Source organism: Magnetospirillum sp. UT-4, from assembly GCF_902729435.1.
Classification (GTDB): domain Bacteria; phylum Pseudomonadota; class Alphaproteobacteria; order Rhodospirillales; family Magnetospirillaceae; genus Magnetospirillum.
This window is the reverse complement of the sequence record NZ_LR746524.1, coordinates 62,516-68,896: the sequence shown is the minus strand read 5'-3', so window position 1 is coordinate 68,896 and position 6,381 is coordinate 62,516. Positions and strand designations below refer to the sequence as shown.

5 protein-coding genes are annotated in these 6,381 nt (G+C 69.5%); 4 read left to right on the top strand and 1 reads right to left on the bottom strand.

The genetic code is table 11. The features are described 5' to 3' along the window. Positions 1-390 precede the first annotated feature (390 nt). Positions 391-1,992 carry an FAD-binding oxidoreductase gene (locus MTBUT4_RS18065; protein ID WP_173981103.1) on the top strand — a complete coding sequence of 534 codons (1,602 nt, stop codon included), beginning with the start codon at positions 391-393 and terminating at the stop codon, positions 1,990-1,992. Between the two features lie 18 nt (positions 1,993-2,010). Here MTBUT4_RS18065 and MTBUT4_RS18060 read toward each other — a convergent pair whose 3' ends face one another. Beyond that, complete coding sequence (locus MTBUT4_RS18060) at positions 2,011-2,214, bottom strand: DUF2795 domain-containing protein (RefSeq protein ID WP_173981102.1); 204 nt, start codon at positions 2,212-2,214, stop codon at positions 2,011-2,013. A 387-nt stretch (positions 2,215-2,601) separates the two neighbouring features. Between MTBUT4_RS18060 and MTBUT4_RS18055 the strand changes: the two genes are divergently transcribed. The 3 genes from MTBUT4_RS18055 to MTBUT4_RS18045 all read left to right on the top strand — a co-directional run bounded on the left by MTBUT4_RS18055 (position 2,602) and on the right by MTBUT4_RS18045 (position 6,351). Continuing rightward, positions 2,602-3,294, top strand: coding sequence for a cyclic nucleotide-binding domain-containing protein (locus MTBUT4_RS18055; RefSeq protein WP_173981101.1), 693 nt, complete (start codon positions 2,602-2,604; stop codon positions 3,292-3,294). A gap of 104 nt (positions 3,295-3,398) precedes the next feature. Next, positions 3,399-3,845: a response regulator gene (locus MTBUT4_RS18050; protein ID WP_173981100.1), complete on the top strand. Its 447-nt coding sequence runs from the start codon at positions 3,399-3,401 to the stop codon at positions 3,843-3,845. Positions 3,846-3,849: 4 nt separating this feature from the next. Then, positions 3,850-6,351, top strand: a complete 2,502-nt coding sequence (locus MTBUT4_RS18045) for an EAL domain-containing protein (RefSeq protein WP_173981099.1) — start codon at positions 3,850-3,852, stop codon at positions 6,349-6,351. The last annotated feature ends 30 nt before the right edge of the window (positions 6,352-6,381 follow it).

Genomic DNA, 6,381 nt, shown 5'->3' with positions numbered 1-6,381 from the left:
AGATTACCCTCGCCCGCCTGCGGGAGAGGGAGGGACCCGTCGCGCCAGCGACGGGAGGGAGAGGGCGCGCGCCGTCAGGTGCGCTTCGCGACAGCGAAAACCTCTGCGGTTTCAGGTCTTGGGCGCGTGGACACGCGCCGCCCTCACCCCGGCTCGCTGACGCTCGCCCCCCTCTCCCGCAGGCGGGCGAGGGGGCATGGGCCAGCCGAGAATTAAACCGGACAGCCGTGGATCAAGCCCGGTGATGACGAGCAGGGGGGGGTGAAGAGAGGACGCCCACCCCCGCGTCCGCCGACTGACCGCTTGCGCATCGCGATGTTTATTCGCGTTCGTGCTTGATGTATGGTCCCGCCCTCGTTGCCGAGAGACCTCCGCGAGCCTGTCCGGCCCATGACCGACCTTCCCCCCATCGACTTCAGCGCGTTGGCCCGTGCCGAACTGGCCGATGACGGCGGCCGGCCGCTGGAGGCGGCGCTGCTGGTCACCAATGATGTCGCCGCCGCGGTGGCGCAGGCGGTGGCGGCGGGCTGGGCGGTGATGCCGACGGGCGGGCTGACCAGCGCCATCGGCTCGTTCGACTACATGGCCGAGGCGGCGGCCGGCTTCGCCGGCGTGGTCGCCGTCCGCCCCAAGGGCGCCGTCACCGCCGAACTGGTCGATGCCGCCACGCCGCCGGAGCAGGTGAAGTCCAACCAGGTCGCCATCCGCGCCGCCGAGGGGCTGGTGACGGCCGGCGCCGGGCTGACCTTCGACCAGGTCAACGCCGCTTTGGCCGAGCAGGTGGGGCCGACCGCCCGGGTGCTGGTGGACCTGACCAGCGTCGGTTCGGCCTATGTCGGCGGCGTCGTCGCCACCGGCGCCATGGGGCCGCTGCGCATGCGTCCCAGCTCGACCCTGGAGGCGGTGGTGCTGGCCGATGGCGGCCCGCCGCGGCTGCTGTCGGGCGCGGATGTGGACATGGTCGAGGGCATGCAGGGCTGGACCGGCATGGTCGCCGCCGCCGTGTTCCGCTTCTACGAGGTGCCGGCCTCGGAATTCGGTCTGGTGCTGCCGGTGCAGGGCTCCGACGTGGATTCGGTGGCCGGGCTGCTGGCCTATCTGGAGCCGTGGACCCGCATCAACCTGCCGGGGGCGGGGGGGCGGCTGGGCAACGGCGACACGGTCCTAAACGGGGTCGAGCTGGTCAGCCGCGACTCGCTGGAGGCCTTCATCGAGCATGCCGGCGATCCGGCGCGGACCAAGGCCCAGGGGCTGCTGCAATCGTGCGAATACGCCGGTGCCGACATGCTGGCCTGCATCACCGGCTGGTCCGAGCAATCGGTCGACGACGTGCTGTTCAGCCTGATGGACCCCGAGACCGAGACCATCGGCGGGGTGATGATCGATTTCGGTGTCGGCTTCTCGTCCGGGTCCGAGATGGACACCTTCCGCGCCATCCGCGAGGGCGCTCCCGACCTCGCCCGCACCCGCGCCCGGGTCAGGCCCGAGGGCAAGCTCAAGCCGTGGACCAGCTCCACCGACGTCAACGTCTCGGTTCCGGCCGATGGCGGCGCCATTTCCGACGTGCTGGCCGCCTATGCCGATTACCGTGCCGCCATCCGCGCCCTGGGGCGGGAGCTGGACGGCACCGGCATCGCAGTGGAGCTGTCGGCCTACGGCCACCTGTCGCCGCACGGCATCGACCCCCACCACCGCGTCATCCTGATCGCCGACGAAGGGGCGGAAGCGGCGCTGGCCGGGGCGCGCCAGGCGGTGCTGGCGTGCAAGCGCACCCTGATCCACGACCTGCTGCATGCCGCCCAGCGCGGCGGCGGGATGGTGACCGGGGGAGAGAAGGGGCTGCCCTCGCTGGTCGAAATCGCCCGCGCCGCCGGCGGCCCGGGCCGACTGCCCGATGACCTGCGACGCCGCTTCGGGCGCGCCCGCGACGCCATCGCGGCCGCGCCCGCCGGCTTCACCTTCCGCGCCCCGCCGGATCTGCGCGGGGAATAGGCTATTTATTGCTCTGGCCTACTTGTTGCTCTGGCCGACGCCCTTGAACACGTCGGCCATGCTGGTGTACTCGGCCTCGGGCATCTGCTTGATGGCCTCGAGCACCTCGTTGTCGGCGTTGTTCTTCTGGGCGTAATCGACCAGCTTCTGCTTGTCGGCGGGGAAGTCGATGCCGGACAGCACCTGGGCGATGGTCGCCGTCGAATGGCTGGCGAGAGGCATGGGTGTCGCTCCTGAGTGGTGACGGATACGGCGGGCCGGATGGCCGCTGCCGTCGCTGGGTCTAACGCCTGGCGCACCGGATGGTTCCGTCGCCGTTGCCCGCTTGACGATGGTCAAGAAAAGGCACGGTATTGCGTGCAGAATTTCGAATTGATTGAAGTCAAAGCGGAGTAGTCCGCCAATCGGCAGGATGGCGCCGTAACCCTGACGCTCTGCCGAACGCGCCGGGACGGGCCGGGTCCGAATTCCCCCTCAATGTTCGGACCCGGCCCTATTCTTTGGTAGGCCTCCCTCATTCTTTCGCACAGGAACGGCTTTGACCGTCGTCAAACCCATCCGGCCCTCGCCTGGATTGGAATGGGGGCGGATCGGCGACGGGAGACCCGGATGGACAGCGGCGACCTGGAAGTGCTGGCGCGGGTGCCGTTGTTTTCCGGTCTGCCCGGCGACGTCCTGGCGCGCATCGCCGCCCAGGCGCGGACCAAGCGCCATCCGCGCAATGCCATGCTGTTCCGTCAGGGCGACGAGGCGCTGGCGCTGCACGTGCTGCTGGAAGGGCAGGTCGGGCTGATGGGGTCGGTGGGGGCGGAACCCGAGCAGACCATGGTCGAGATCCTCGATGCCGGCGAATCCTTCATCGCCGCCGCGGTGCTGACCGGCAAGCCCTATCTGGTCGGGGCCATGGCGCTGACCCCGTGCCGGGTCCTGGAATTGCCGCGCGGTCCGCTGCTGGAGGATCTGCGCACCACCCCCGATCTGGCGCTGGCGATGATGGCGGCGCTGGCCAAGCACTTCCGCATGCTGATGCGCGAGGTCAAGGACCTGAAGCTGAAGACGGCCAGCCAGCGGCTCGCCCTCTACCTGATGACGCTGACGCCCAGGCGGCGCGGCTCGGTGATCCTGCGCCTGCCGCACAACAAGAGCCTGATCGCCGCCCGTGTCGGCGTGCGGCCGGAGACCCTGTCGCGCGCCTTCGCCCATCTCCGTTCGCTGGGGGTGGTGGTGGACGGCCACACCATCGCCGTCGGCGACCTCGCCCGGCTGGGCCGCTACTGCCACGAAGGCTGCGAGGAAATCTGACGGCGGCGGCCCATATGGGCGAGGAACCGGTTTCCAAGCGGCGTGGCACAAACTATAGTATGAAATTGCCCGACCCGACACGGCCCCCGTGAGGACTTTCCACCGTGAGTTTGCGCAACGCTCCCGACGTGTTCGACATCCTGCTGGTCGAGGACAATCCCGGCGACGCCCGGCTGGCCCAGGAAGCGCTGAAGGAAGGCCGCATGGCCAGCCGCCTCAAGGTGGTGGTCGATGGCGTCGAGGCGATGACCTATCTGCGGCGCGAGAACGGCTACGGCAACGCACCGCGCCCGCATCTGGTGCTGCTGGATCTCAACCTGCCGCGCAAGGACGGCCGCCAGGTGCTGGCCGAGATGAAGGCCGACCCCGAGTTGTGCCGCATTCCGGTGGTCGTGCTGACCACCTCTCAGGCCGAGCAGGACATCATGCGCAGCTACGAGCTGCACGCCAATTGCTACATCACCAAGCCGGTCGATCTCGACCGCTTCATCGCCGTCGTGCGCTCCATCGAGGAATATTGGTGCTCGGTGGTGACACTGCCGCCGCGCTGAGGCGATGACCGTGGCCCCCCCGGCCCAGGGCCGCACCGTCCTCGTCGTCGAGGACAATCCCGGTGATGCGCGCCTGGTCGAACTGTTCCTGCTCGAGGATTTCGCCAATCCCTTCCGCGTGCTGAAGGCGCCGCGCCTGGGCGACGCGCTGGCCCTGCTGGCGGCGGAGCCGGTGGACGTGGCGCTGCTCGATTTGTCGTTGCCCGATTCCCATGGGCTGGACACCCTGGCCCAGCTGCGTGCCGCCTGGCCCTTCCTGCCGGTGGTGGTGCTGACCGGCACCGACGACGAGGCGCTGGCGCTGGAAGCGCTGCGCCAGGGCGCCCAGGACTATCTGGTCAAGGGCCAAGGCAGCGGCGACCTGGTGCGCCGCGCCGTGCGCTACGCCATCGAGCGGATGGGCGCCGCCGGCGCCCTGCGCCGCTCCGAGGCCCGTTTCCGCGCGGTGTTCGAGAATGCCGGGATCGGCGTCGTGCTGGCCGATGCCGGCGGCTGGTTCGTCGAGGCCAACCCGGCCTTCTGCGCCATGGTGGGCTACACCGAGGACGAACTGCGCAAGGTCACCTTCCGCGACATCACCCATCCCGACGACGCCCACCTTCTCGACGACATGCGTGCCGAGATGTTCCGCGGCGAACGCGACAGCTACGTCTACACCAAGCGCTACGTCGCCAAGGACGGCCGCGTGCTGTGGGCACGGGTGACGGTCTCGGCGGTGCCGGACGGCGCCGAGGTCCGCTACAACGTCGGCGTCGTCGAGGACGTCACCGAGCGCAAGCGCCTGGAAGACCAGATGCGCATGGCCGCCACCGTGTTCGAAAGCTCGGGCGAAGGGTTGTTCGTCACCGATGCCGAAAGCCGCATCGTCCACGTCAACCCCGCCTTCACCGAGATCACCGGCTACGCCGCCGAGGACGTGCTGGGCCGGACGCCCACGGTGCTGTCCTCGGGCCGCCACGGGCCGGACTTCTATCGCCAGATGTGGGACAGCCTGGACGCCTCCGGCCGCTGGCAGGGCGAGATCTGGGACCGCCGCAAGACCGGCGAGATGTTCGCCGGCTGGCAGAACATCGCCGCGGTGCGCGACGCCGAAGGCAAGGTCTCCAATTACGTTGCCGTCCTCAGCGACATCACCACGCGCAAGCAGGTCGAGGAGCGCCTGTCCTACGCCGCCAACCACGACCCGCTGACCCACCTGCCCAACCGCACCCTGTTCCAGGAGCGCCTGTCGCGCGCCATGGCCCGCGCCCAGCGCAACCAGACCATGGTGGCGCTGTTGTTCATCGACCTCGACCACTTCAAGGAGGTCAACGACAGCCAGGGCCACCTGGCCGGCGACCTGCTGCTGCAGCAGGTGGCCGAGCGGCTGTCGGGCTGCACCCGCCAGGGCGACACCGTCGCCCGCCTGGCCGGCGACGAGTTCACCGTCATCCTCGAGGACGTGCAGGACCCGCGCGACGCCGCGGTGGTGGCCCACAAGGTGCTGCATGCCCTGGCCGAGGATTTCGACCTTTCGGGGTCGACGGCGCGCATCAGCTCGTCCATCGGCGTGTCGCTGTTCCCGGTCGATGCCGGCGACATGCAGACCCTGGTCAAGCTGGCCGACGCCGCCATGTACCAGGCCAAGCACCTGGGGCGCAACGGCTGCCAGTTCCATTCCGAATCGGTCAATGCCCAGGCTTTCGAGCGGCTGGCGCTGGAAAGCGGCCTGCGGCTGGCGCTGGAGCGCGGCGAGTTCGTGCTGCACTACCAGCCCGTCTTCGACCTGGCGGGCGGGCGGATCATCGCGGTCGAGGCGCTGCTGCGCTGGATCCATCCCGATGTCGGCATGGTCGGCCCCAACCAGTTCCTGGCCCTGGCCGAGGAAACCGGGCTGATCGTCGACATCGGCCGCTGGGTGCTGGCGGAAGCCTGCCGCCAGGCCGAAGGCTGGCGCCATTCCGGGCGCTCCGACCTCAAGCTGCACGTCAACCTGTCGGGACGCCAGCTGCGCGAGGCCAACCTGGTCGAGGCGGTGGCCATGGCGCTGGAATCCAGCGGCCTGCCGCCGGGCGCCCTGGTGCTGGAAGTGCCCGAGGCCAGCGTGGTCGACAAGGGCCACGATCCCAGCGCCCTGTTCAACCGCTTCGCCGCCTTGGGCGTCGGCCTCGCCATCGAGGAGTTCGGCTCGGGCTATTCCTCCTTCGCCTTCCTGCGCCGGCTGCCGGCCACCGACATCAAGGTGTCGCAGACCTTCGTGCGCAACGTCGGCAAGTCGGCAGGCGATACCGAGATCGTCGCCGCCATCATGGCGGTGGCCAAGGGCATGCACCTGCCGGTCGTCGCCTGCGGCATCGAGACCGGGGAACAGCTGGCCCAGCTCGCCGCCCTCGGCTGCGATGCCGTCCAGGGGTTCCTGCTGGCGCGTCCGATGACGGCGCAGGGCATCTCGGCGCTGTTGCGGGACGGAGACGTCCCGGCGCCGCTGGCGCAGCGATCCGCCCCCGAACCCTGCACCATCGGTTGAATCCTCGGTGATTGCCGCGGCATTTCTGTT